We start from the raw sequence: 23,277 nt of genomic DNA, 5'->3' as shown, positions 1-23,277 counted from the left end.
TTTTACTAATTTTACTACTTTTATTTATATTATAAAAATTTATCTAAATCCCATAGAAATCACCAGCAAAGAATATCATATTTTGGTCTTTATTGTCAAATATTTAAATATAATCATAGAGTTATAATATTTTTTGCAACCATTTGGTAAAATGTCAAATTAAAACATAAAGATTTATAGACAATACATTGATCACTGCAGTAATCAATATGTCTTTTCCATCTAAAAAAATTGATAGTGCAATACTTAAAATCAACTTTACAACCTATATTGACACCTTTCATGCTTCTCTCTTTGTCACCATCAGGTTACGTACCAATCATATCATTTCGTTAACCCATTGTCAATATTCCGTAACCACAAAGCAAACACCGTTTGGACTTCATATTAATGATTTAGACCATCCAAAAAAACAAAAATTTTTCCCCAATCACTTACATTTTTCGGTTAAATGCCGATAACTTATATGATAAAATCTTTCGATAAGGAGTTCGGTATATGGATAACTTACATAATATTAGCAGCAATTCTCTTAAAAGAACTAATAGAATAGTATTAATTATAAACTGGGTCATAAACTTAATTCTTATAGTCGGGTATATAATGGAGTTTTTAAAAGGAAATAGAAGTCTAGCTTATGTTGGCACCATGCTATCACTTATAATTGTTACCTTTTCACTTGCAACTATAGTGTATTTTAGAAACAGCTCCAGCATAAAAATAAAATATTTAACATTAAGTGCTTATTTTATTATCTATGGCTTTTCACTCATGACCTCTGACAGGTTCGCTGTTTTTACATATCTTTTTCCTATATTGCTTATGTATTTTCTATACTTTGATTTCAAACTGATCATTTGGGCTAGTTCAATCTCTATTACTCTAAATTTAATAAGTATGTTGAAAAATATTCTAATTTTAAAATTGATTAATCAAAGCTTATCTACCGATTATACAATTCAGCTATGCGTAGTAATAATGTACTGCATTTCTCTTACTCTATCATCCATACTTGCCATTAGGTTTAATAACGAAAAGATCTCTTCAATTGAAGGGGAAAAGAAAAGACAGAAGGAAATTTTAGATGATGTTCTAAAAATTGCAGCTGTACTTGATACCAACTCTAAAAAAGTATATAACATAATGGATGATTTTAACAGTTCCACTCAGGATGTTTATAATTCGGTTACTGAAATTGCAAAAAGTACTGCTGAAACTGCGGAGAGCTTTAAGGTTCAGTCCAGTCTAACTCATGATATACATAAAATAATTGAAGAGAGCTCTGAAGTTTCTTCAAAAACAAGCATTCTGTCAAAAGACACATCCTGTGCCATTAAAGAAGGTATGAACATTGTCAATGATCTAAGCAACATGTCTAAAGTTGTTAATGAAAATAACTCAAATATGAACAACATCATAAACGAATTGAAAACAAAGGCCACTGAAATCCTTAATATAACTGATATCATAAAAAGCATATCCGAACAGACAAACATGCTTTCGTTAAATGCCGCCATAGAAAGTGCCCGTGCCGGTGAATCGGGTAAGGGATTTGCCGTGGTTGCAGAGGAAGTCAGAAAACTGGCAACCCAAAGTGCTGAATCTGCAAGCAGTATAAACAAGATTATTATTGAACTTAATAATATGACAGATACTTCAGTCATTGCAATTTCAGAACTTATAGACGCCAACCAAAAGCAGAACAATCTTATTTACAAAACACAGGAATTATTTAATTCCACTTTATCCAAAATAACAGAAGTCAATAATAACGTTCTTTTAGTAAATGAAAGAATCGATCACATTTTAAATGCTAACAACAAAATTGTTGATTGTATACAGGAAGCTTCCAACCTAAGCCAGTTAGCATCCTCTAATGCAAACCAAGTCAACAGTACGGTTGATCACAACATGGAAAATGCAAATCTGGCCAAAAGCTTGGTTACTGAGCTAATTACAACCTCCAAACAAATGGAGAAGTATATTGGCAGCTGATACTTTTTAATGATATGATAAAAGGGCATTTCAAAAAATACATATATAATTTTGGGGAGTACAAGAATGTATACAATAACATATTCTTTAAGAGATAATAAAAACAATTCTGATGATTATTATTTTGATATTGCCCTCTTTACCAATGAGGTCTTGGGTAAAGCCCAGGAATTCTTAGGGGCTTATACAGATGAATATTCATCATATATAAAGGCTATAAGCCCGCATGATAATACTTCAAAGGAAGAATATTTCTTTGAGCTGCTGATTCTTGGCGTGCTGTGGAAGGTGTACAGCGGCGATGCCCTGGAGCTGGAAAAAGGTCCTCAGCATATCCTGTCAACTCTTGTAAGCCTTAGGCAGAAGGGCGGCTTGTTAAAGCCAAGCATTGATGCCGTTCGGGGTTTTTTATCTACCATATTTCTTTCGCCTGATCTTTATGATAACATGTTTACCCTATCTCCTGCAGTCAAACACCTTGAAATATTGCTCAATTGGCTTGAAGCCACCGGGGAATTCAAATATGAAGTAGCAAGACTTACCAAGTGGCACAAATATATTGAAATTAAACCTAAGGAAGATGCTGTCAATATACTTGCTTCTTCTATAGCTTTTGCTGACTGGTTTGAAGATAAGAGTGATGAGTTTTTGGGAAAATATACACCGAATGTGGACAGGTATCTAAACGAAATACGCCCTTCACGCTATTGGAATGAAGATGTGATCTTCTGCGGCAGGCGAAGGGTCGAGTACCACCTTAATATGGTTGGGGCAGAAATAATGAATAGAGCTTTTAAAAAAGCATTTCAGCATACCGATAAAAAGCTCGCAGTAGTTCCGGCATGCATGTGTATCTCAAGGGACAAATGTCAGGCAAAGCCATATGGAAGCGGTCTTAGCTGCATAGGTTGTATGAAGGATTGCAGCGTAAACAAGTTAAAAACTTTAGGCCATAAACTTGGCTTTCAAGTATTGATAATTCCTCACGAATCATCACTTTACTCAAGCTGGAAAAAAGACTCTACCATAAAGGAAGATGTAGGAATAATCGGAATCGCATGCGTTTTAAATCTGGTATCAGGCGGATTGATGCTCAAAGAAGTAGGTATAGCTGCCCAGTGCGTATTGCTTGACTACTGCGGCTGTAAAAAGCACTGGCACCAGGAAGGACTTCCCACCGAGATAAATGAAAGGTATATGGAAAAAATACTCCTCGACCCGTGAAGTATAAAAGGGATGATATATTATTAAAAGTTATTGATCTTTTAATAATATATCATCCCTTAGAAATTTCCTTAACATTAACAAAATCAGTTTTGCTTATCTATTGAAAATAGAAAATTTGAAACCTTCATATACAGCCAATCCGTAAAATAATAAATCCATTACCTGAAATGTCTCTTTAAGAATATCAATAGGGCCTATCAATTGATTGTATGCCTCACCTATTGTAACATGTAGCTCTTTGGCATATACTCCATACATCGATAGAATATTCCCAAGCATACAGCCAAGTAAAGCAAAAACCGCACCCATTACTCCATAAGCAAGTGTGTTGCCTTTACCCAGAACTCTTATACACATTCCAACTAAAAAGCCTACTCCTATTGCCATAAAACCAATCTGATAACCTGTTAAAATAGTTATCCCTGCCCATAATCCTGCTCCAATAATTGAAGAAGCAAGGCCTCCTATGAAGCCTAGAAAAATATTGCTTCTTACTTCCGGTACCATGTTGATGCCTGTGGTGAAGCCATCTGATGAATCTGGCTCAAAGTTTGTGTTAAAATCGCTCATTTTAACCCTCCATAAAAATATATACAATATAATTTTACAACATAATATGACAATTTACAACAAATTACTTTAGTCATGATCAAAAAATACTTCCGCTATAAATTTGGCTCATGTGTTGACTTAACTCATCAACACCCGCTCAAAAGCGGAAGTAATTTTTCATTTATGCCTTAATTAACATAAATTTGATATACCTTAATGGCTTCAAAAATTTTTATACAGACAAAATAAAAAAGTTGAGCTAAAATATTATTATCCTTTCAATAAAGCAGGAGATTGTATATGAAAAAGCTTATAAGAATAAGCCTTCTTATAATATCAATAACATTTATTGCTTATGGCATCTCATCAGGCGAGATGAAGCAAGTATTTCGCAAGGCCATTTTAATATGTCTGGAGTGTATAGGAATTGGTTAAAATTAAAAGATACTGCATTCAGATTACCTCATTCTTATTAGGTAACTCTTACATAAAAGGATTTTTAGAAGGTACAATTTATAATGGAAATCTTAAAAAGCTTTGCTTTCCCGGATTAAACTGCTATTCATGCCCGGGAGCACTAGGCTCATGCCCAATAGGATCAATGCAAGCTATAGCTCTTGATATAAAATATAAATTTTCCATGTATATTGCAGGGATATTGATTCTTATCGGAACTCTCGTTGGAAGAGCTGTTTGCGGTTGGATTTGCCCATTTGGGTTTTTCCAGGAGCTTCTTTATAAAGTTCCTTTCAAAAAAATTGGAATTCTCAAACTGTTTGAGAAGCTCAAGTATGTAATACTATTTGTAACTGTAATTTTACTTCCAGCACTCTATGTAAGCTTTGATTTGGCACTGGATTCTCCATACTTCTGCAAGCTTATTTGTCCGGTTGGTACCTTGGAAGCCGGAATTCCTCTTGCTATAGCTAAAGAAGGAATCAGGTCAACCCTTGGACTTCTGTTCGGCTGGAAAATGGTAATACTCATAGGAGTTATTGTTTTGTCCATGGCGGCCAAAAGGCCATTCTGTAGAGTTTTATGTCCTTTAGGTGCCATTTATTCCATATTCAATAAAATCAGCTTTTACAGAATGGAAGTATCTCCATCTAAATGCACTCGCTGCGGAAAATGCAAAAGCATATGTCCAGTGGATCATACCATCTATGAAAGGCCAAATGGGCTTGAGTGTATACGCTGTGGCGATTGTAAGAAAAACTGCCCTCAGGGTGCCATAAAATCCTATTTGGGAAATCGTGAGCTTGGCCCAAAGCCTGATAATTTCACTCCTTCAAATAAAAATAGTTATAATATATAAAAAAATGTGTAATACACCGTTTACATCAGCAGTATTTTGGTGTATTATTAAACTATACCGTTAATCATGTTTTACTCTTTGAACACTAAATAGTTATTAAAAGTGATAAGCCTATTAACATTTTTAATATATATCTTAGGAGGAGGTAATTAATTATGTTCAAAAAAACAGCTTGTTATGTAATTTCCGTTATTATTTTGTGCAGCTTAATATCATTTAGCTGCTTTTTATCCTTTGCTGCTGACGGACAGTCTACACCAATACCAACTGTTCGCCCCACTCTTTTGCCGGGAATATGCGAGGCTAGTATCAAACCTGATTTTGATTTTGCAAATAATGAAGTCCTTAAAGGCTTTTATATTGATGGTGCCATGAATGCAATTAATGATAAGGGTATTCTTTTCGCTCCTAATAGTACAAATGGATTGTCACCATTTACAATACATAAAGAAGGATACCTTAGCCGTCATGTAGAGCTGCCCATAGGTAAAGCAAAAAATCCTATTGAAATGTGGGCTGGAGATATTAATGGGGATAAAAGAATCAATATTGCTGATATCATACTTATGTCTTCGTCTTTTAATATGTCTTATACAGCTTCCGATCAAAATATAGTATCTGACTTTAACAAGGACAAATCTGTAAACATGGCAGATGTTATGATTATTGCCCGCCATTTTGGTGCAACGGTAAATGATTATCCTGAATATAAGGCATATTAAGGAGTCATCGGAATATTAGACCTGAGTTTTGACAAGTCACTCCACTCATTTACATATATTCCATAACAAAGCGGATACCGTCCATCTTACCGGTACCCGCTTTTCTTTTAATTCTTACCTGTATGTATAATTAAACTTAACTGCTAACATAATTACATCAGTCATATTTATAACTCCATCATTATTCAAATCGCATTTTGTGTTATACTTGTTGCTTGTCGTAGTCGCATTGAAGCAGCCCGCAATAAGAATGGCATCTGCCATATTTACTGCCTTGTCACCATTTATATCTTCAACTACTGCGTTTGATGAAGGTGGAGGTGTATTGGTCGGTACTCTTGTAGGTGTAACTGTGGGCGTAATTGTAGGTATCTTTGTAGGTGTGTTGGTGGGTGTCGGTGTATTTGATGGAATAGTTGATGGAATTCCGCCTCCCATGAGGGATTTTACCAAGTTACCGGACTGGGTCAGATTATTGCTGTTCCATCCGCCTTGTGTGCTTGCACCTGCATTTAATATTGCAGAAGTTTCGGCTTTTGTGCAAAGGGACCAGTTAACCCAACTTATCTTTTTACTGTTTAAAAAATCAATCCAAGTCTTAGTTTCATTTACAAACACTCCTCCTGTACCAGATGCAAGGCTTGTTCCCCACTCAGATACAAACACTCCGCATCCCTTGCTTAAAGCGGTATTTATCTTGTCCCTAAGATACTGTCCATGCGTTCCTGCATAAAAGTGACAAACATATTGTATGTTTTTAAAATTCAGTGGATCATTAGCTGCTTGATCAACGTCCTGACTCCAAGTACCTGTTCCGACCAATATAACACTTTCAGGATCATTTGCCCTTATTACCGGGATTACTTCATTTGCATATGGCTTTATACTTGATGACCACTGAACCTTATTTGGTTCGTTACAAATTTCATAAATAACATTCTTGTGGTCCTTGTATAAACTTGACATCTCTGCAAAGAACTCCTTGGCTTGTGTCTTGTACATGTTCGGATCCCCATCGGAAAGTATATGCCAGTCAATAATTACATATATTCCGAGCTCAGTTGCGGCATTTACTATTTCCTTTACCTTTTCCTTATAAGACGTATTTGTTATATAGCCCTTCTCAGCTGTGTACATAGCAGCTCTGATTACCGTAATGCCCCAGTCATCCCTAAGCCATTTGATACTGTTTATATTCATATATTCCCCATAATACTGGAGACCTGCCGAGCTGACACCTTTAAGCTGAATAGGCTGACCTGCCTCGTTGCACAGCTGAGTTCCAACCACTTTAAGCCTTCCATTTCCAGATACAACATCTCCGCCTGCAGATACTCTCATTGGTATGGCAGCTATTAATGCAGATGTTATAAGTGTCATTACAAGCAGAAGTGACAGACCACACTTCCTAAAACCTTTTCCCTTTTTCATTAAAATTTTCCCCTTCCATAAATAATTTGAATTGAAATACACTCCGACAATTAGTTTTACATTTCGGTATCCATAAATTACTTTCATATAAAACTTAATATCACAATTGGAGAAATAAAATTAGAAATTAAATGCATTGAACATATATAGAGAATTGAATTTAAATATTATATAAATAAAACTTTATAACTTACAATAAATAAAACACCGGAATAACACTTAAGTATTAACTTATTACATAATCAACTCCTTTCATTTGTAACATTATTTTTGCTTCTTGTAACTTTATTATAACCCAGAAATTAAAATTAGTAAATTTTTATTTTGATGTATATTGTTCCTTGTGTAGGTAACAATAAAGTATGGAGGTGGATATTGTGAATATGAAAAAGTTATTCCCCGAGAAAAAGTTAACAAGAAAAAAAATACTGAACTTTCTTGATAAAAGATTGTTTTATGTCGTTCTGACTTTATGTATCTGTATTGTAGGTGCCACTATTTACCTGACGATGGGTAAAGATCAGCTAGGAAATTCAAATAATAGTGTTCAAGGTGTAATACCTGACGAAATTAACAACCCTGCTTCCAGCATTCTTGGAAAGAGTCCGGAAAAGCTTGTGCCTAATAAAAGTGACGAAGATAACAAATCACAGGCTGCAACCCCTACTAAAATAGTTCCAAGTGCAACACCCAAAGTGACGCCTGCTGTCAGTGCAAAACCAACGAACAAGCCAACAAACAAAAGCGGTAAAAGTGTTGCCAAACCTGCTTCAGGAAAAAACATAGCAGAAATCACAGATATGATAATGCCTGTGTTCGGACAAATATGTGTTGGATACTCAAGCGATAAGCCTGTATATTCAAAAACCCTTGAACAGTGGCAAACCCACAAGTACGTAGAAATTGCATGTGAAAAAGGCTCCGCAGTAAAAGCCACGGCAGATGGTTATGTGTGTGAAATAAAAGATGATCCGAAATACGGTATCACTGTTGTTCTAGATCACTCCAACGGTCTTAAAACTGTTTATGCTAACCTTGCAAGCAGTAATATGGTAGCTACAAACCAAAAAGTCAGTATTGGAGATATAATAGGATGCGTTGGAAATACTGCTGTATTTGAATCAGCAGAACAGCCACATCTTCACTTTGAAGTACTTAAAAACGATAAACCGGTAAACCCTTCAAGCTACTTACCAAAAGAGTAGGCTTGGATTAGTATTGATTAAAGTATGCTTTAAAAATTACTTCCGCTTTCTACGCGAGTTTTGACGAGTTAAGGCATGATTGAAATATTACTTCCCGTTTTTAGCGTGTGTTCACGAGTTAAGTTAACATGATAGCGAAATTATACGGGAAGTTATATTTTCAACATGCCTAAGTCAACACATGAGCAAGATTTATAGTGGAAGTTATTTTTTGATCATGCCTAAGAATGAACTTTCCCTTCAAATATAAAAAGTATTATTTAAGGAATGACTAAAATATTACTAAGATTAATCACTTTTCATATACATAATATATAGTTATATCAAGAGTAGAAATTCGTTAATAATCGATTGCATTGAGATAAACCTCACTCTTTTTTTGCCATCCATCATCAATGACAACCTCATCTATATTGAATTTGTCAACACAAGCAGGATCTATCAGAAATGATGGGACATCACAAAAGCCATTATTAAGTTTTGTATTGACAGGAGCCTCTTTTCCCTTTGCAAGCATTACTGCAATCTCTGCAGCCTTTGAAGCTAACTTTTTTATGGGTTTATATACTGTCATTGACTGAGTTCCCTCAACTATTCTCTGGCATGCTGCTATATCCGCATCCTGACCTGTAAGACCAACCTTTCCTGCAAGCTTATGTTCAGACAAAGCCTGGAAGGCGGTCCTTGCACAGCCGTCATTGGATGCTAAAATTGCTGTAATATTATTCCTATTCTCCTTTAGAGCACGATTTACATTATCATAGGCAACTATAGGATTCCAGTCTTCAGTCCATTTTTCCAATACAACTTTAATATCTCCCCGTTTTATATAAGGATCTAATACCTTATGCTGACCTTCCCATAAAAGTTTAGCATTATCATCCTCCTCAGATCCTCCCACCAGAACATAATTACCCTTTGGATACTTTTTAACCAGGTATTCAGCCTGAATTTCTCCAACCTTCCTACTGTCAAATGATACATAGTAATCCAGCTTGCAATCACGGATCATTCTATCATATGCAATGACCTTGACACCTTTTTTATGGGCCAAATCAACTATGGATTTTGCTGATTTACTGCTGCTTGGAACTACTACCAAAACATCAAGGCCTTCCCTGATCATCTCCATGGCCATTTTTATCTGCAATTCGTTTTGGCCGCTGGCAGACTTTGCATACACATTAGCACCATAAGCCTTGGCATTTTCAGTAAACAGATCCATATCCCTTTTCCATCTTTCTTCCCACAATGCATCTACCAGAAATCCAAGTTTGATATCCTTTTCATCTTTTCTTTTATCAGGAGCACAACCGCTAAAATTTAGAGTAATCATGCCTATGATGATAAAATAAGCTACAGCTGTGCAGTATTTTATGCATTTCATATCATTTTCCCTCATTGCCTGCTGATTTATTTGCCTGCCTGTATTCTAGCGGTGTCTGACCTGTAACTTTTTTGAATACCCTTGTAAAATAATTCGGATCATTATAACCTACCTCATAGCATATTTCTTTTATGCTCATATTGGAATCAGGTATCTTCTTTTTAGCAGCATCTACCCTCAAATCAGTGAGAAAATCAATAAAATTCTGACTCATCTGACTTTTAAATAACTTGCTTAGGTAATACGGGCTTACATTAACAGCTTTTGCCACATCTTCCAATGTAATTTCATGCATATAGTTTGCTTCAATAAATCTCGCAGCACTTATAATTATATCATCCTCTGTGTTGATAGATTTAGAATCCGCTAAGTAGTTTACAAGCTGTAGTATCTTTGAAATACACCACTCGCATATTTCCTGCTTTGAATCAAACATCATCAGATGCTTTTTTTCCATATCATCGAAGAATTTATTAGCTGTACTTTCCATATCAAAATCCAGCAAAATGCGTGCCAAAACTACCATAAGCTCACACATTTTATTGGTGATATTCTGAGTTTCCCATGGATTTATAGAAAAATACAGTTCTTTGAATGTCTCTATTGCTTCGTCCTTATCAAATTGTCTTACTTTTTCACAAAGCTGGCGTTCAAGCTTAAAAGAATATGATGCATCTACTTTTATGTATTCTATATCGTCAACACAGCTAACAGCCTGTTTTTTTGAAGAAACAGCAAGGTTGGCTTCATTATAAGATTCAATAAGGCCGTCAATCCCCTTATGAATGCCTCCAACGCCAATAAAAGGACTTGTGCCAAACTCTTCCTGTATTTTCTTAACCAGGCTTCTTGCCAAATCTATGGAAATGGCACCTATTTCATCAATATCATAAGCCATATCCTCCGGAAAAAATACTGCAACCCTGTTTGAAAAGACCGGACTGATAATACAATAGCTAACTCTGGCATTAAAAAACATGGTAAGAAAATCTCTAACCTTTGAATTAAGCAAGCCTTTTATAATATCCTTATTCTTGCTATCATGGATATTAAAATCCAAGACCATTGAATATCCCGCCTCGAATGTTCTGCCTAATAGCTTGGGATAGTTCATCTGATTTATTCTCTCAGTATCACCAAAAATCATCGATAGTGCAAACTCACTTTCCATTGCAGGAAGTACATTGCTTAGCTTTTCCTTTAATTCTAATTCCTGGTCCTTCTTGCTTCTTAACTCTTCAATAGTTTTCAGCACCTTGCTTACAGCCTCTATGATTTTTTCCCTTCTTGCAGGCTTTAGTATATATTCATCAACTGAGAGGCTCAAAGCCTCCCTGGCATATTTGAAGTGATCATATGCTGTCAATACTATAAACCTGGTTTCAGAATTTATTTTCTTAATCTCATATATAGCCTGCAGTCCATTAATGCCAGGCATTTTAACATCCATAATCATAAGGTTGGGATTAAATTCTGAAGCCATTTCAATAGCTTCTCTTCCGGTTTCGGCTTCAGCTACAACTCTAACTTGCGGGAAATGCTTATTTACCACCATCTTAAAAGTATCTCTCACAAAAGCCTCGTCATCTGCGATTATCATTTTATACATATCGCATCACTCCATTTCTGCAGGAAGATAAAGAATAACACTTGTACTTTCTCCTACCTTGCTTTTAATTTCAATTACATCCGATCTCTGATAAAACAATTTCAATCGCTTTATTACATTTTTTAAGCCCAGGCTGGTTGTATGGCCTGCTGCTGATGTGATGGAATCAGGAAGCGGATCATCCGAAATAATCTCCTGAATCCTTTTCTCGCTGATGCCTACGCCAGTGTCCCAAATTTCTACAACAATATCTTTTTTAGCTTTAAATATACTGATTTTAATGACTCCATGCCCTTCCTTCTTTTCTATACCGTGCAGGAAAGAGTTTTCAACAATAGGCTGGATACTTAAACATGGTATGGTAATATCTAAAAGGCTGTCATCTTCAACTTGGATTTCAAATTCAAACTTGTCTTTAAACCTAGCCTTTTGAATATGTATATACTCTTTTATATTATTAATTTCATCTCTCAATGTACCATACCTATGTGATCTTGAGAGATTGTAGCGAAACAAGTCAGCTACCGACATAATAAGGTCATACGTTTTATCTGCTTCTTCCTTTAAAGCAGTATGTGCAACACACCCAAGGGTGTTAAATAGAAAGTGAGGGTTAATCTGTGATTGCAACGCCCTTAGCTCAGCTTCCTTAAGAAGGTTACTGATTTCCAAATTTTCAACTTCCTTTTGTTTTAGTTTTTTTTCGACCTCAGCCTTTTCCTTTATTTCAGAAATTAGCTTTTTAATATTTGAAATCATCTTATTGAATGCTGATGTAAGAATACTTATTTCATCTTTTCCTGTTATAGGGATTTCCTCAATGTCAAATTTGCCCTTTGATACAATTTGAGCAACCTTTGTTAGATTCTTTATATGCCTGGTTATCCTTCCGGAAAAAGCAATTGAAAAAAACAAGCTGATAAAAGCCGTGGCAAATAGTGTTATAACTATAATATACTGGTTCTGCATCTTTTGTACAAGACCCACCCTGTATGAAGAAACAAGATAATTAATTCGCTCCTTCATATAACCTGCAATTTTTTCAGAATTTTTGAAATGCATAAGGGATTTTTCGGGGTTCCGGCCTGTTTTTGCATGTACTGCTTTCGTTGCCTCATCGGTATATGACTTAACCATTTCCTGGATGCTTCTATAGGTAGCATATTCCGATGGATCCATAAGGTTAAGATATAATGCACTGTCTATATCATTTATAAGCTTGTTTGAACTAACCTGTGAATCAAAACTTCTAGGTACAAATCGTGTTAGTACGATATCATTCGCAAGGTCGGATTGGGTTTTGTTAATATCCTCCATAATATTATCCAATGACTTCAGATTATGCACAAAGGAAGAATATTGAAGGTATACTAAATAATTAACCACACTCATCGCTAAAATCAGAGCTATAAAAAAAACTACCAACTTAGTTCTTATTTTGCTGAACATTTTTTACTCCTCGTTATTCCGAAAACTTTGTAAAAACCAAATCATAACCTGCTTCCAACGGCCCATCCTTGTTCCCTTTTTTATGATTAATCATTTTAATCATTGCATTTCTTCCTATATAATAGGGATTTTGGACCATATTTGCTAAAATTGTACCTGTATCTATATATGTTTGCATCTCAGAATCAATCCCATCCTTTAACATACATTCAAAACCTATTATTTTAATCTTCTCTGACTTATTTAGATCTACAATCTCTCTGGCAACCCCTATTGTATCATTATAATCCGTGCAGAAAACATAATTAATATCAGGGTATTCTCTAAATATCCTTCTAATTATTCCCCTGGCACCAAGTATATTTGAATCTGTCTTTTCAATAGTATCTATGACATGACCAGCGGAATGTACCTCTTCCTGGAAGGCCTTTATTCTCGCATCATTTCCTGTATTCGGTAACAGAACAGCTACATGAGCTTTTCCTCTAAGACTTTTCATAAGTGCTTCTGCTGCTCTTCTTCCTGCATAATTATAGTCTATTCCAATATAAGCACTCCTGCTGCTCAAGGGTGAATCCGAATCAATAGTGATAACTGGTATACCCTCACTCTGGGCTTTATTAATAACATCGGTAAACTGTGGCTTGTCATAAGAGTGTGCAATTATTCCATCAACCTTTGACAAAATCGCTATATTGAAAAAGTCCAGTTGAGCTTTCTCATTTACCCAATCACTTTCCATAACCTGCAACGAAATGTTTTCTTTCCTTGCTACATCTTCAACACCCTTCCTTACTTCTACCCAGTAAGGATCATACTTCTGGTGCGGAATAAACGCAAAGGTATATTTGAAATTTATGGGTTGATCTTTTCTTCCAGCTTTTATTGAATATAGGATTACTCCAGATATAGTAATTGCAGCTAATACCACCATAATCATTAAAACTTTATACCTTTTTGCCATAATGTTTCTCCCATAAATTACTAATAACCCCATCGCTTTAATATATATTTAACTACTATATTAAAATAAAATCAATACCTGATATATGTAATTTTCAGTATCCAGTAAAAATATTGAATCACGGAATGTAAGATTGTATCGTATAAAATTTTGCGGTAATGTATAATAAATATTAATTTATAAAATAACTGAATATTTACACGGAGAATCATAATGAAGAAGTTTAATAATTTAAAATTTATAGATCTGTTTGCAGGCATTGGAGGTTTCAGGCTGGCTATGGATCACTATGGCGGCAAATGTGTGTTTTCATCAGAAATAGATGAACAGGCCTGCATTACGTATGAAGCAAATTATGGTGAAAAACCTTCTGGTGATATTACCAAAATAAAGAGTCATGAGATACCCTCTCATGACATACTGTGTGGAGGTTTTCCATGCCAGGCTTTCAGCATAAGCGGCAAGCAGAAAGGTTTCGAAGATACAAGGGGTACACTGTTTTTTGAAATTGCCCGCATAACTGAATTTCATAAGCCTTTACTACTATTTCTTGAAAATGTAAAAAACTTGGTCCGTCATGATGGGGGCAAAACCTTCAATCATATGCTTGGCATACTTGACAGCTTGGGCTACACTGTATTTTATAAGATACTCAATGCGGGAAATTACGGTGTTCCACAGTTCAGAGAAAGAGTATATATGTTATGCTTTAGAAAAGATTTGGGAGTGAATAAATACCAGTTTCCAGAACCCTTGAATAACCACATTTATCTTCAGGATATACTTCTACCTGATAACAAAACCGACAAATACGTAATCAAAAGAGATGATATGGTTTTAGCAGATAATTTGTCCCATAATAATCAGGCAAAACCAATCCGTATAGGTACAATAAACAAGGGCGGACAGGGCGAAAGAATTTACAGCCCGTATGGTCATGCCATAACTTTATCAGCTCATGGCGGGGGTGCTGCTGCAAAAACAGGTGCTTATCTTGTTAATGGCAGGGTTCGCAAACTGGCACCTCGGGAATGCTGCCTTGCCCAAGGTTTTCCCGATGACTTCAAAATACCTGTTTCAGACGGGCAAGCTTATAAACAGTTCGGTAACAGTGTAGCGGTACCTGTTCTAAAGTCTATATTAAAAAATGTTGTTGAACTGAATGAATTACAAAGCCTAATATTAAATACACATTCTTCGATTTAATAAGGATGACTAATTATTACCTTCAATTTTTTAGAAAACTTTTCATATATCACCTTTTCATAGCATAAATATACCATAGGATTTATCACCAATAATTCCATATGTGATTTCACTGCTATATATTTCTACCAACAAAAGGTGTGACAGGGGGGAATTCTGAATTGAAGGAGTACATCGAAGAACGTGCTGTAGATCTAGCCAATTTTATTATTGAAAACAAAGCGACTGTAAGGGCAGCAGCAAAAAAGTTCGGCATTAGCAAAAGTACTGTACATAAGGATGTAACTGAGAGACTTGTATTAGTAAATCATAACCTTGCAAATGATGTGCGAATCATACTGGAGGAAAACAAAGCTGAAAGGCATATAAGAGGCGGTCAGGCAACGAAATGTAAATACAGGCAGGACGATAAAAAAGATGAATAAAAGCCTGGTATCAGGCTTTTTATTTTAATATACCTTTTTTTCTACAGGCACAATTTTTTTCCTAATTATTCAATCATTCCTTAAAAAATATTGCAATATTAAAATAGTGTGATAATATTAATATGAAATTACTTTGAAAGGGAGATGCATTTTGTTTGGTTTCGGACAAGATATAGGTATTGACCTGGGAACTGCAACCGTATTGGTTTACATAAAAGGTAAAGGTATTGTACTGAGAGAACCTTCCGTTGTTGCGATAGATAAAAACACAAACAAGCTTCTTGCAGTTGGTGAAGAGGCTAGGAAAATGCTCGGCAGAACGCCGGGTAATATTGTTGCCATAAGACCCTTGAGGGAAGGTGTAATCTCTGATTATGACATTACTGAGAGAATGCTGAAATATTTTATAAATAAAGTATGCGGTAACAAGGCTTTTAAACTGTTTAAGCCAAGAATTATGGTTTGTGTTCCCAGTGGAGTCACAGAAGTAGAAAAAAGGGCTGTTGTTGATGCAGCTATGCAAGCAGGTGCAAGAAAGACATATTTGATTGAAGAGCCTATAGCTGCAGCAATCGGAGCAGGTATAGACATAGCAAAGGCATGCGGAAGCATGGTGGTAGATATAGGCGGTGGTACCACAGATATCGCAGTAATATCACTTGGCGGAACTGTTGTAAGTTCATCCATCAAAATTGCCGGTGATAAGTTTGATGAGGCAATAGTAAGATATATGCGTAAAAAACATAATATCATGATTGGAGAACGTACTGCAGAAGAGCTTAAGATCAATGTAGGTACTGTTTATCCAAGGGTTCAGGAAGTAACAATGGATATCAGAGGTCGTAACCTTATATCCGGATTACCTAAAACTATAACCATCACTTCAACAGAGATAATGGAAGCACTTGAAGAACCTATCTCTAGCGTCGTTGAAGCTGTTCACTCCGTTCTTGAAAGAACACCACCTGAATTAGCTGCAGATATCAGTGACAGAGGAATAGTTATGACAGGCGGAGGCAGCCTTATTTACGGGTTGGACAAGCTTCTACAGGAGAAAACAGGTATCAATGTTCTGATAGCTGATGATGCAATCTCATGTGTTGCATTAGGTACAGGAAAAGCGTTGGACAATTTTGAAGCAATTGAAGAAAGTGCCAACGCAGAAAACAAGGCATTAAGAAGGTAAGATTTATTAGAATTTAGGAAAATAATGCTTGCACAAGTTCTGTTTTTGTGTTAGAATATTTTTTGTCTCTTTGAGTTCAATAGACCAATGATGATTACAATAATTATTATCATATAAAGATATATGCGAAAGAAGGTGAATATAATGAAAGAAGGAATTCATCCAAAATATGAGCAGGCTGTAGTAAAATGTGCGTGCGGAGAAACTTTTACAACTGGTTCAACTAAGAGCAGTCTTCATGTTGAAATTTGTTCAAAATGCCATCCTTTCTTTACTGGTAAACAAAAGCTCATCGATACTGGTGGACGTGTTGACAAGTTTAAGAAAAAGTTTGGTATTGTTGATAAAGCTTAATTTGTATTTGAAAAAATTTTATAAACGTGTTAAACTAAGGCTGAGATATATTTTCAGCCTTTAATTTTTTGTGGGGAAAATTAACTTTAGAAATATACAGGTATATATTTATTATCGGAGGTCATAATGAAAAAAACCAGCATAGGTGGAGAAGCCCTCATAGAAGGCGTAATGATGAGGGGTCCTGATGATATAGCAATAGCTATCAGGAAATCGGACGGAGAAATAATCATAGATAAGAAACCACTAAAAACACTTGCCAAAAGGCATAATTTTTTTAAGCTTCCGATTGTCCGCGGAGCTGTTGGTATGTTCGAATCAATGGTTATAGGTATGAGAGCACTTCTATACTCTGCAGAGTTTGTTGAGGTTGAAGAGGAAAACGAGAAGGACGCAAAACCATCCAAGATTGATTCTTTTTTTGAAAAGATATTTAAGGACAAATTTCTTGATGCAGTTATTTACTTTTCAGTATTCTTGTCAATGATTTTTGTAATTGGACTTTTTATGCTCTTACCAAGCTTTTTAGCAGGGTTATTGCACTTTGACAAAGACACTACTTCAGGACTTATAAGTCTTCATGTATTTGAGGGTATCATAAGAATAACCTTGTTTGTAGGGTATTTGGCACTGATATCCAATATGAAGGATATTAAGAGGGTTTTCCAATATCACGGTGCAGAGCATAAGACCATACACTGCTATGAAAGTGAAGAAGAGCTGACTGTAGAGAATGTAAAAAAATTCACTACCAGGCACCCTCGCTGCGGAACAGCTTTCATGTTCGTTGTAATGATTGTAAGTATTATCGTATTCTCATTTACAGGCTGGGGTTCTCTTTTGTGGAGGGTATTATCGAGAATTATTCTGATTCCTTTAGTTGCAGGCCTGTCATATGAGGTTATTAAGTTTGCAGGAAGAAGTGACTCAAAGTTTATGTCTTTTGTCAGCCTTCCTGGTTTGGCACTTCAGAGGCTTACTACAAAAGAGCCTGATGACCAGCAGATCGAAGTAGCCATCACAGCACTAAAAAATGTTTTGGTAGAGGATTCAAATGCAGATAGATGGTAATATTACATTAAAAAATTTATTTGATATAGGAATATCAAGCTTAAAGAAAGCTCAAATAGAAGCCCCGGTTCTTGAAGCCGGGGTTATGCTTTGCAATTTGCTCAATATAAACAGGGCCTTATTATATGCAAAAAGCGATGAGATAATAAGACCTGAAGTATCAGCCGAATATATTGAATTCATCAAAAGAAGGTCTGACGGCACTCCGCTTCAATATATAACAGGTCACCAGGAGTTTATGTCATTAGACTTTAAGGTTACTCCAGATGTTCTAATCCCGCGTCAGGATACTGAAATACTTGTTGAAACAGTTATTGAGCATGCAAAAAAGATGACAGCAAGGCCATTAAGAATCCTCGATATAGGTACAGGCTCAGGGTGTATAGCAATAAGTCTTGCACATTATATTAAAGACTGCTCTATTACAGCAATTGATATATCAAAAAATGCACTTAAAGTTGCAGAGTTTAATGCAGAAGCTATCGGTGTCAGAGATAAAATTTCTTTTATTGAGCTGGATATTTTAGGCAGCAGCACTTTTTATTGTACAGACACTGTACATAAACCCATACCTGCCAAGGCATTCGGAGACTTTCATATAATAGTTTCCAATCCTCCATACATCCCTTCTGACGAGATTCCTTTGCTGCAAAAGGAGGTTCGGAATCATGAGCCCGTAGGTGCACTGGATGGCGGTAAAGACGGCCTTAATTTTTATAGGGAGATTATATTAAAGAGTCAATCCCTTCTTGCTGAAGGAGGGCTGTTAGCCTTTGAAGCAGGCTATAACCAAGCCCAGGACGTTAAAGAACTCATGGCTCTAAAGTCCTTTGATGTAGCAATTCATAAAGACCTGTCAGGCATTGCCAGAGTTGTTGCAGGAATTCGTGACTTTACTCATTCCAAAACTTGACAGCACCTGAATCCTGAAGCTTTTTAAGTATTATTATTGAAACAGGCCCTACAAACATTCCGATAATTCCGAAAAACTCCAACCCAACATACATTGCTGTTAGCGTAACCAGAGGGTGTAATCCTATCTGATCACCGATAATCTTAGGTTCAAGGATCTGCCTCATTAACACACCAAGGACATATATTATTGTAAGACCCAGGGCCATTCTGTAATCACCGATTATAACATTCCAGCCTATCCACGGAACCATTACAACACCTGTCCCAAGAATTGGGATAGCATCGGAAAGGCCTACTATAAAGCCCATCAACAAAGCATATTCGGCACCTAGAATAGTCAGTCCTATACTAACCTCCGCAAAAGTTATAAACATTAATATAAGCAAAGCCCTGGCATAACCGAAAAGCGCAGCAAAGGTTCCTGATTTCACATCAAGAAAATTGTTTCTCCATTTTTCAGGAAATTGCTTTCCGAAAAATTCATATATTTTCTTCCTGTCGCTGCTTATAAAATAAGCCGATAAAATAGATACAATCAAAAATACCGTCATCTTTGGTATTGAAGAAATCGTGTTTATAAGGTACGTAACTATTGATGTAATTATTTCCTGTACTTTTGGCCCCAAGCTGTTTATATTGCTGTTTATTGCACTTGAAATACCTGACGGAAGCTTATTGTAATAAGTCTCCAGTCTATTGAAATAATCATTCATCTGGTTGGAAGTACTATTTACATATTCAGTTACATTATCCTTAAATATAAGAAGTTCATTATAAATTTTTACAAGGCCAACTGTTAGCAGCACGCCAAAAACTATTATGGTGAAAAGCAAGGATATAAGTGCCAATGCCTTCCTTGGAAGTTTGATCTTTTTTTCCATAAGTTTTATCAGCGGTTCATTAATTACAGCCAGAAGTATGCCGATAACAAATGGTGCAAAAAAAGGTATAAGGTAAGTAACCGATATATAAACTATACCTAAAAATGCTACTATAAATAAAAGCTTTAACGCACTTTTATAGTACTTTTGAACAAAGTTATGCATATTTTATATTACCCTTCGAAATAGAAAATATCTTTTTAGGTGTTAATGACTCTAACTATATACACTATTATAATACAGCATATACTAAAAGACACTAGCATTTTTTATAATTGACATTAATTTTTAATATATTAATTCCTAAAAGCAACATTGACTTGACTTGCTCAAAAAAATATAATTCTATTTGTATTGAAAAATACAGTATAAATGTATTACAAATAGAGAGGCAGGGGGTGGAGTCCTAATGATTTTTATAGATATTATGGATATCGCCGGAACAGCCGCTTTTGCTATATCCGGCATATTAATGGGAATTAAAAACAAGCTTGATTTTTTCGGCCTATTCGTTCTCGGGGTTTTTACCGCTTGTGGGGGTGGTCTGATAAGGGATGTCATACTAAACAGGGGAATGCCTGTACTCTTTACAGATAAAACATATATGACTACCATTGCTATTTCCACTATATTCACCTGCCTGCTGTATAAATTTATAACCAGAATTTCTGTATTTATACAGATTTTCGATGCACTAGGTTTAGGAACATTTACCGTGCTGACGGCGTACCAATGCATACTCCTAAATGTTCCTCTTACAGGTATTATATTCATTTCAGTTTTAACTGGAGTAGGCGGCGGAATAATAAGGGATATGCTGGTAAATGAAGTTCCATTGATATTTAGAGGAGAAATATATGCATTAGCTTCCATAATAGGTGCTTTTTCATTTTACATCCTGTATAATAGACTGGATAGTGTAATAAATATATATTTATGCATTCTTATTGTTTTTTCAATAAGAAGCATATCCATGTATTTTAACATTAATTTGCCTGTACTTAAGACTGACAGTAGAAGTATCCAAAACGGCAAATAGTGAAGTAATGGAGGAGAGCCTATGGAAATAAAAGTTTTGAAAAATATAATGCATGCTAATCAGCAGATAGCACAAGACAACAGAAAAGCATTTGATGAAAAGGGAATCACAGTTATAAACATTATGGCATCACCAGGTGCAGGCAAAACCAGCACAATTCTAAAAGTTATTGACGCACTTAAAGGTAAGGTTGGTATGGGGGTTATTGAGGGTGATATAGCATCAAGTATTGATGCTGAAAAGGTTGACGCCTTAGGAATTCCGGTAATACAGATAAATACCGGCGGCGGATGCCATCTTGACGCCAACATGATAAAAACTGTTATGCCTGATCTTAATATTGAAGACAATTCAATTGTATTTATAGAAAATGTAGGCAATCTTGTATGTCCATCAACATTTGATCTCGGAGAAAGCATAAAGATGGTCATAGCAAGTGTTCCCGAAGGCCATGACAAGCCTTTTAAATACACATCCATGTTTGAAGCTGCAGATATTATCGTACTTAATAAGACTGATCTTATGCCATATATCGATTTCCACAAAGAAATGTTCTATAAGGGTGTACAAGCCTTGAGCCAAAAGGCAGTTGTAATAGAGGTTTCCTGTAGAACAGGCGAGGGTATCGATTCATTGGTTAAGTGTTTAATGAAAAAACACAATAAAGTTCGTTAATATTCCCTAAATAAAATTATAGGCCGTTGCATTAAGAAATTAGTGTAGCGGCCCAATATTTCCTTTCCATCTTGGAATTTTTAGTTTTCAGAAGCCAAATTTCTCACCAATAATCTATTGTGCATCTTTTTACCCAGGTTAATGATTGGTCTTATGATTAATCCGCCGCACAAACATGCAACCATAATTATCAGTAGTGTTCTGATATCATTGCCGAGTATGGCTGAATTTACACCTGATATTACCATCCTCAATGCATTTACTGTGTAAGTCATCGGCAATTTTTCTCCAACTATTCCAAATAATTTTGGTGCTGTTTCTATGGGAAACGTTCCTCCTGATGATGCCAACTGGAGTATCAATACTATGAACATTAGTGGAGCTCCTAAAATACCCAATCCATTTGACACCCCATACATAATGCCAAAAAACACAACAGCAATAAATATATTCATTATATATAGCCAAGGTATGCTCACAGGATCAATTCCTATCCATTTTACAAGTACAAAGCTTAAGATTAAGGCCTCCATAACTGCAAGTAATATACCTACAAGGAATTTTCCGCTAAAGCTGCTCATAAGCTTGCTTTTAAACAATTTCAGTGTTTTACCGAGTGTGAGTACCAAATTCATCAGCATAATACCTATCCATAAGGACAATGATATAAAATACGGTGCCAAGCCTTCTCCATAATGGTTAACATGATTAATGGATTCATCTTTCACCTTTACAGGTTCCGAAACAAACACCGACATACTCTCAGAGTTAAACTTAAGCTTGTCACTTAACTTGTTATAGCCGCCGTTCAAACCTTCTTTTAGTTTTATTGCTCCCTCATTGGCATCCTGCAAACCACTCTTCAACGATACTGCGCCGCCTGACAGCTTCCCCAATCCATCTAACAGCTCACCTGACTTGCCAGCAGCAGTATTTAATCCTTCTTTCAAACTGATACTTCCATCATTAACAATTTTCAAGCCATCCCGTAGCGATGATGCTCCACCGCTAAGTGTACCAAGGCCACCTGACAGCTCACCCGTCTTTGCTACTGCAGTATTTAATCCATCTTTTAAAGTGATTGTTCCATTATTTACAGTCTCCAAACCATCTTTCAATGATTTAATACCGGTGCCGATTGTGGTCAATCCTGTTGAAAGCTCTCCTGTCTTTGTGGCTGCAGTGTTTAATCCGTCTTTTAAGCTTATATTACCATCATTAACAGTTTTCAGTCCATCCTTCAACGATACCGCCCCGCCGCTCAGCTTATCCAATCCGCTTGCGAGCTCTCCAGTCTTTTGGGTGGCAGTATTTAATCCTTTCAGCACACCACTGTTTCCAGTCTGAATTTCATTTAACCCATTTATTAATTTATCAACCCCTGCAGCCGCTTTTGATTGAGTATCGGCTAATCCAACTGCCAGTCTCCCGGTGCCTTCCGAAATTTGCTTTGTTCCTTCCTGCAGCTGCTTTAGGTTAACTGCCAACGGATGTGCTGCAGATGCTGTTGCTCTAAGCTGTGTTTCAATATTAGTATTTATTTTTTCGTTAATATCTTTTATACCCGAAATTGTCGCCGCCATAATTACCGCTGACTGCTTTGCCTTATCTTCCTGGCTTAGGTTGGAATTATTTATGTTTTCAAGTTGGGCATTCATCATTGAAATTG

The 23,277-nt window shown here is 35.9% G+C and carries 22 protein-coding genes; 14 read left to right on the top strand and 8 right to left on the bottom strand.

The genetic code is table 11. The annotated features are described in order from the left end of the window. Positions 1-498 precede the first annotated feature (498 nt). Together Bccel_RS26690 and Bccel_RS26685 are read left to right on the top strand one after the other, a co-directional pair. The gene (locus tag Bccel_RS26690) at positions 499-1,995 is read left to right on the top strand and encodes a methyl-accepting chemotaxis protein (protein ID WP_036944931.1); all 1,497 of its coding nucleotides are present in this window, start codon (positions 499-501) and stop codon (positions 1,993-1,995) included. Positions 1,996-2,061: 66 nt separating this feature from the next. Then, positions 2,062-3,219 (top strand): DUF116 domain-containing protein, encoded by a 1,158-nt coding sequence (locus tag Bccel_RS26685; protein WP_036944930.1) that lies wholly within the window; start codon positions 2,062-2,064, stop codon positions 3,217-3,219. Between the two features lie 96 nt (positions 3,220-3,315). Here the strand turns inward: Bccel_RS26685 and Bccel_RS26680 are convergent, their stop codons facing one another. Continuing rightward, on the bottom strand, positions 3,316-3,792 hold the full coding sequence (locus Bccel_RS26680; RefSeq protein ID WP_201781981.1) for a hypothetical protein: 477 nt from the start codon (positions 3,790-3,792) through the stop codon (positions 3,316-3,318). Between the two features lie 282 nt (positions 3,793-4,074). Here Bccel_RS26680 and Bccel_RS32230 point away from each other — a divergent pair, with 282 nt between their 5' ends. The 3 genes from Bccel_RS32230 (at position 4,075) to Bccel_RS26670 (ending at position 5,811) form a co-directional block, all read left to right on the top strand. After that, positions 4,075-4,209, top strand: a complete 135-nt coding sequence (locus Bccel_RS32230) for a CD1871A family CXXC motif-containing protein (protein ID WP_276326171.1) — start codon at positions 4,075-4,077, stop codon at positions 4,207-4,209. Next, on the top strand, positions 4,202-5,089 hold the full coding sequence (locus Bccel_RS26675) for a 4Fe-4S binding protein (protein ID WP_050753912.1): 888 nt from the start codon (positions 4,202-4,204) through the stop codon (positions 5,087-5,089). Before Bccel_RS32230 ends, Bccel_RS26675 begins: the two co-directional genes overlap by 8 nt. Positions 5,090-5,244: 155 nt before the next feature. After that, positions 5,245-5,811: a dockerin type I domain-containing protein gene (locus tag Bccel_RS26670; protein ID WP_036944928.1), complete on the top strand. Its 567-nt coding sequence runs from the start codon at positions 5,245-5,247 to the stop codon at positions 5,809-5,811. A gap of 114 nt (positions 5,812-5,925) precedes the next feature. On the opposite strand, the gene Bccel_RS26665 is transcribed toward Bccel_RS26670, so the two are convergent. Beyond that, positions 5,926-7,242, bottom strand: coding sequence for a cellulase family glycosylhydrolase (locus tag Bccel_RS26665; protein WP_050753911.1), 1,317 nt, complete (start codon positions 7,240-7,242; stop codon positions 5,926-5,928). A 383-nt stretch (positions 7,243-7,625) separates the two neighbouring features. Between Bccel_RS26665 and Bccel_RS26660 the strand changes: the two genes are divergently transcribed. Further along, a complete protein-coding gene (locus tag Bccel_RS26660; RefSeq protein WP_242853185.1) occupies positions 7,626-8,447 on the top strand; it encodes a M23 family metallopeptidase in 822 nt (273 codons plus the stop codon). 340 nt (positions 8,448-8,787) lie between these two features. On the opposite strand, the gene Bccel_RS26655 is transcribed toward Bccel_RS26660, so the two are convergent. Genes Bccel_RS26655 through Bccel_RS26640 form a run of 4 tightly spaced genes read right to left on the bottom strand, consistent with a single transcriptional unit; the run spans position 8,788 to position 13,856 of the window. Beyond that, a complete protein-coding gene (locus Bccel_RS26655; protein ID WP_036944925.1) occupies positions 8,788-9,834 on the bottom strand; it encodes a sugar ABC transporter substrate-binding protein in 1,047 nt (348 codons plus the stop codon). 1 nt (position 9,835) lies between these two features. After that, a complete protein-coding gene (locus Bccel_RS26650) occupies positions 9,836-11,443 on the bottom strand; it encodes a response regulator (RefSeq protein ID WP_036944924.1) in 1,608 nt (535 codons plus the stop codon). Positions 11,444-11,449: 6 nt separating this feature from the next. After that, positions 11,450-12,892, bottom strand: coding sequence for a sensor histidine kinase (locus Bccel_RS26645; RefSeq protein ID WP_036944923.1), 1,443 nt, complete (start codon positions 12,890-12,892; stop codon positions 11,450-11,452). A 13-nt stretch (positions 12,893-12,905) separates the two neighbouring features. Next, on the bottom strand, positions 12,906-13,856 hold the full coding sequence (locus Bccel_RS26640; protein ID WP_036944921.1) for a sugar ABC transporter substrate-binding protein: 951 nt from the start codon (positions 13,854-13,856) through the stop codon (positions 12,906-12,908). A gap of 213 nt (positions 13,857-14,069) precedes the next feature. On the opposite strand from Bccel_RS26640, the gene dcm reads away from it, so the two are divergent. The 6 genes from dcm (at position 14,070) to prmC (ending at position 19,011) form a co-directional block, all read left to right on the top strand. Then, a complete protein-coding gene (gene dcm / locus Bccel_RS26635; RefSeq protein WP_036944920.1) occupies positions 14,070-15,062 on the top strand; it encodes a DNA (cytosine-5-)-methyltransferase in 993 nt (330 codons plus the stop codon). A gap of 161 nt (positions 15,063-15,223) precedes the next feature. After that, positions 15,224-15,487, top strand: coding sequence for a sporulation transcriptional regulator SpoIIID (spoIIID, locus tag Bccel_RS26630; RefSeq protein ID WP_036944919.1), 264 nt, complete (start codon positions 15,224-15,226; stop codon positions 15,485-15,487). 151 nt (positions 15,488-15,638) lie between these two features. Further along, entirely contained in the window at positions 15,639-16,673 is a 1,035-nt protein-coding gene (gene mreB / locus Bccel_RS26625; protein ID WP_036944918.1) for a rod shape-determining protein, read from the top strand. 144 nt (positions 16,674-16,817) lie between these two features. Next, positions 16,818-17,027 (top strand): 50S ribosomal protein L31, encoded by a 210-nt coding sequence (gene rpmE / locus Bccel_RS26620; protein ID WP_036944916.1) that lies wholly within the window; start codon positions 16,818-16,820, stop codon positions 17,025-17,027. A gap of 126 nt (positions 17,028-17,153) precedes the next feature. Then, a complete protein-coding gene (locus Bccel_RS26615) occupies positions 17,154-18,098 on the top strand; it encodes a DUF1385 domain-containing protein (RefSeq protein ID WP_036944915.1) in 945 nt (314 codons plus the stop codon). After that, positions 18,082-19,011: a peptide chain release factor N(5)-glutamine methyltransferase gene (prmC, locus tag Bccel_RS26610; protein ID WP_152966101.1), complete on the top strand. Its 930-nt coding sequence runs from the start codon at positions 18,082-18,084 to the stop codon at positions 19,009-19,011. The genes Bccel_RS26615 and prmC overlap by 17 nt, the downstream gene beginning before the upstream one ends. Here the strand turns inward: prmC and ytvI are convergent. Next, a complete protein-coding gene (gene ytvI / locus Bccel_RS26605; protein ID WP_036944913.1) occupies positions 18,992-20,059 on the bottom strand; it encodes a sporulation integral membrane protein YtvI in 1,068 nt (355 codons plus the stop codon). The genes prmC and ytvI overlap by 20 nt on opposite strands. Before the next feature lie 244 nt (positions 20,060-20,303). Here ytvI and Bccel_RS26600 point away from each other — a divergent pair, with 244 nt between their 5' ends. Next, the gene (locus tag Bccel_RS26600; RefSeq protein WP_036944912.1) at positions 20,304-20,933 is read left to right on the top strand and encodes a trimeric intracellular cation channel family protein; all 630 of its coding nucleotides are present in this window, start codon (positions 20,304-20,306) and stop codon (positions 20,931-20,933) included. A 21-nt stretch (positions 20,934-20,954) separates the two neighbouring features. Beyond that, complete coding sequence (hypB, locus tag Bccel_RS26595) at positions 20,955-21,608, top strand: hydrogenase nickel incorporation protein HypB (protein WP_036944911.1); 654 nt, start codon at positions 20,955-20,957, stop codon at positions 21,606-21,608. A gap of 80 nt (positions 21,609-21,688) precedes the next feature. Here the strand turns inward: hypB and Bccel_RS26590 are convergent, their stop codons facing one another. Then, entirely contained in the window at positions 21,689-23,269 is a 1,581-nt protein-coding gene (locus tag Bccel_RS26590; RefSeq protein ID WP_050753910.1) for a YhgE/Pip family protein, read from the bottom strand. Positions 23,270-23,277 lie beyond the last annotated feature (8 nt).

This window comes from Pseudobacteroides cellulosolvens ATCC 35603 = DSM 2933, from assembly GCF_001262605.1.
GTDB classification, from domain to species: Bacteria; Bacillota; Clostridia; order Acetivibrionales; family DSM-2933; genus Pseudobacteroides; species Pseudobacteroides cellulosolvens.
This window is presented reverse-complemented; position numbering and strand designations above follow the sequence as displayed.

Excerpts from the sequence above, each read along its gene's own strand:
- Bccel_RS26690 (WP_036944931.1), top strand. The coding sequence starts at position 499 with ATGGATAACTTACATAATATTAGCAGCAATTCTCTTAAAAGAACTAAT.
- prmC (WP_152966101.1), top strand. The coding sequence starts at position 18,082 with ATGCAGATAGATGGTAATATTACATTAAAAAATTTATTTGATATAGGA.
- Bccel_RS26590 (WP_050753910.1), bottom strand. The coding sequence starts at position 23,269 with ATGATGAATGCCCAACTTGAAAACATAAATAATTCCAACCTAAGCCAG.
- ytvI (WP_036944913.1), bottom strand. The coding sequence starts at position 20,059 with ATGCATAACTTTGTTCAAAAGTACTATAAAAGTGCGTTAAAGCTTTTA.
- Bccel_RS26670 (WP_036944928.1), top strand. The coding sequence starts at position 5,245 with ATGTTCAAAAAAACAGCTTGTTATGTAATTTCCGTTATTATTTTGTGC.
- Bccel_RS26680 (WP_201781981.1), bottom strand. The coding sequence starts at position 3,792 with ATGAGCGATTTTAACACAAACTTTGAGCCAGATTCATCAGATGGCTTC.
- dcm (WP_036944920.1), top strand. The coding sequence starts at position 14,070 with ATGAAGAAGTTTAATAATTTAAAATTTATAGATCTGTTTGCAGGCATT.
- Bccel_RS26655 (WP_036944925.1), bottom strand. The coding sequence starts at position 9,834 with ATGAAATGCATAAAATACTGCACAGCTGTAGCTTATTTTATCATCATA.
- Bccel_RS26640 (WP_036944921.1), bottom strand. The coding sequence starts at position 13,856 with ATGGCAAAAAGGTATAAAGTTTTAATGATTATGGTGGTATTAGCTGCA.
- Bccel_RS26600 (WP_036944912.1), top strand. The coding sequence starts at position 20,304 with ATGATTTTTATAGATATTATGGATATCGCCGGAACAGCCGCTTTTGCT.
- rpmE (WP_036944916.1), top strand. The coding sequence starts at position 16,818 with ATGAAAGAAGGAATTCATCCAAAATATGAGCAGGCTGTAGTAAAATGT.
- Bccel_RS26645 (WP_036944923.1), bottom strand. The coding sequence starts at position 12,892 with ATGTTCAGCAAAATAAGAACTAAGTTGGTAGTTTTTTTTATAGCTCTG.
- Bccel_RS32230 (WP_276326171.1), top strand. The coding sequence starts at position 4,075 with ATGAAAAAGCTTATAAGAATAAGCCTTCTTATAATATCAATAACATTT.
- Bccel_RS26650 (WP_036944924.1), bottom strand. The coding sequence starts at position 11,443 with ATGTATAAAATGATAATCGCAGATGACGAGGCTTTTGTGAGAGATACT.
- Bccel_RS26615 (WP_036944915.1), top strand. The coding sequence starts at position 17,154 with ATGAAAAAAACCAGCATAGGTGGAGAAGCCCTCATAGAAGGCGTAATG.
- hypB (WP_036944911.1), top strand. The coding sequence starts at position 20,955 with ATGGAAATAAAAGTTTTGAAAAATATAATGCATGCTAATCAGCAGATA.
- Bccel_RS26685 (WP_036944930.1), top strand. The coding sequence starts at position 2,062 with ATGTATACAATAACATATTCTTTAAGAGATAATAAAAACAATTCTGAT.
- Bccel_RS26665 (WP_050753911.1), bottom strand. The coding sequence starts at position 7,242 with ATGAAAAAGGGAAAAGGTTTTAGGAAGTGTGGTCTGTCACTTCTGCTT.
- Bccel_RS26660 (WP_242853185.1), top strand. The coding sequence starts at position 7,626 with ATGAAAAAGTTATTCCCCGAGAAAAAGTTAACAAGAAAAAAAATACTG.